At 54.0% G+C, this 1905-nt stretch carries 2 protein-coding genes; both read left to right on the top strand.

Going from position 1 to position 1905, the window contains the following annotated elements:
• Positions 1-994, top strand: a 994-nt coding sequence (locus G394_RS0115940; protein WP_028578504.1) for a replication initiation protein, incomplete at its 5' end; no start/stop codon positions are given.
• A 202-nt stretch (positions 995-1196) separates the two neighbouring features.
• Entirely contained in the window at positions 1197-1622 is a 426-nt protein-coding gene (locus G394_RS0115935; protein ID WP_028578503.1) for a hypothetical protein, read from the top strand.
• The last annotated feature ends 283 nt before the right edge of the window (positions 1623-1905 follow it).

Here is a 1905-nt window from a genome sequence, read left to right as displayed (position 1 = left end):
CCTGGACAAGCCGTCTGGCTGCATCCACATCAATCACGCCCTCTCTGGCCCCGCCATGCGACTCTTCAACTGTTTCCTCGCATGGTGCTACGACGAAATTCCGCTTATCGACGAGATCCACATCTTTTCGATCCCTCGGAAGGTAGTCGAAGACTACATGCGCACGCGCAACGAAGCGGCCATCCGAGGATGGCTCAAAGAGCTCGGAGACGGCTCCGTAGAGTGGAATGACCTCGGATGCGGATGGGGGAAGGGCGGCCCCTCCTGGGGCTACTACAAGTTCATCCAGGAGCCGGAGATGCGCGGTGCGTTCATCACATTCGGCATTGCTCGGACCTTGCGCGGCTTCATAGCCAGCAGCACGATGTTCGCACGCATCAACATGCTCATCGAACGACGCTTCAAAAAGACGAAGTACGCGCTCCCACTGTACGAGCTGGGCCTGGACTACCGTGACAACAAGGACAAAATTTTGGGCAAGGGCTGCACGCCCTGGATGACCGTCGAGCAGTTCCGAAAGTACATGGGGATCAAGCCAGAAGAGTACCAGACGGGCTTCGGGGAGCTGAATAGGCGAGTCATCCAGAACGCCCTGAAAGAGGTGTCCGCAGAGTCGGACATCAAGCTGGCCTTGGAAAAGAAGACCGAAAATCGGGTGGTCACGCACCTGCGGTTCATCATCGATGACAACCCCGCGAACATGAGCGCCCGCGAGAAGATCCGCAGAACGATGGCAACCTTGCCCGGCATGGGCACGAAGGACCAAGACGAAATTCTGAAATACGCCCAGGCGATGCACGCCGCGTTCGGTGTGACACTGTCACGCGCACGTAAGATCGCCCGCCTGTACGTCGGCCATGAGGACGCATTGAAGGCGGTCATGGAAAAGATCCAGCGCGACAAGCTCGCAGGCAAAGTCACGGGCAAGCTGGGCGCATACGCAGCAGCAGTGCTTGAGAAAGAGAACCCCGTTGTGTCCATCGAAGGGCAGTAAAAAAGGGACCTTTCGGCCTCGGTTCTGGGTCATCGAGGGTTCCCTCAAACTCCCGCATCTCTGTCTCGATCCGTCAATCTATCTCCAGCTTCTCGTAGGGGATAGAGCAACAACAAGCCCCCTTCAGACGCCCCATTGACTCGCAGCTCCAGTCCGATGCACAGCGTAAACGTTACCAGCAATAAACCTCATGGAGTTGATGATGGTTACCAAGCACGTTTACAGCCTGACGGAGGCGGCCGAGGCCACGGGCATGACCAGACAGGGGGTGCTGGCAGCGATTCGCAGGGGCACGGTATCAGCCAAAAAGAACGCACAGGGGCAGTGGGAGATCGATCCCGCAGAACTGCACCGCGTGTATGCGCCCGTCAACAGCGCTACCCCACACGTTGATAGCAACAACACACAGCCTGTTACCGCCCAATTTGATACCATCACGGACCTTCAGAAGCGCCTAGCCGTGGCCGAGGCGTTACTGGAAACGACCCGTAACCAACGCGACGAGGCCTTGCGTGAACGAGATGCCTGGAAACAGCAGTCGCACGAGTGGATGATGATGACGAAGGCATTGCCAGAAGCAAATTCAAAACGCGGCTTCTTCTCTAGGATATTCTCTTTCTCCTCCTAGCCAAAACGCATATTTATCTACTTCAGGCAAATTTTTTATTACACAATAACAAAATATACAAGCCCCAGTTATAATTACTGGGGCTTGTACCGGCACTTAAAACAAAAAAAGACTAATTCTGAAGCGTACAGTTTGCGATGGCGTTATTGTCTATTGCAACATCAAAATCATAACCACTGTACTTCTGAGGAGTTATATCAGTAGCAGTGATATTTCCATCATTCTCAACCGTAAAAGTCGATGCATTATAACTCGATCCAGGTATATTACAAGGCTCGTCATT

The sequence above is a fragment of the Desulfomicrobium escambiense DSM 10707 genome, from assembly GCF_000428825.1.
Classification (GTDB): domain Bacteria; phylum Desulfobacterota; class Desulfovibrionia; order Desulfovibrionales; family Desulfomicrobiaceae; genus Desulfomicrobium; species Desulfomicrobium escambiense.
The sequence above is the reverse complement of the archived record's forward strand: the minus strand, read 5'-3'. Positions and strand labels throughout refer to the sequence as shown.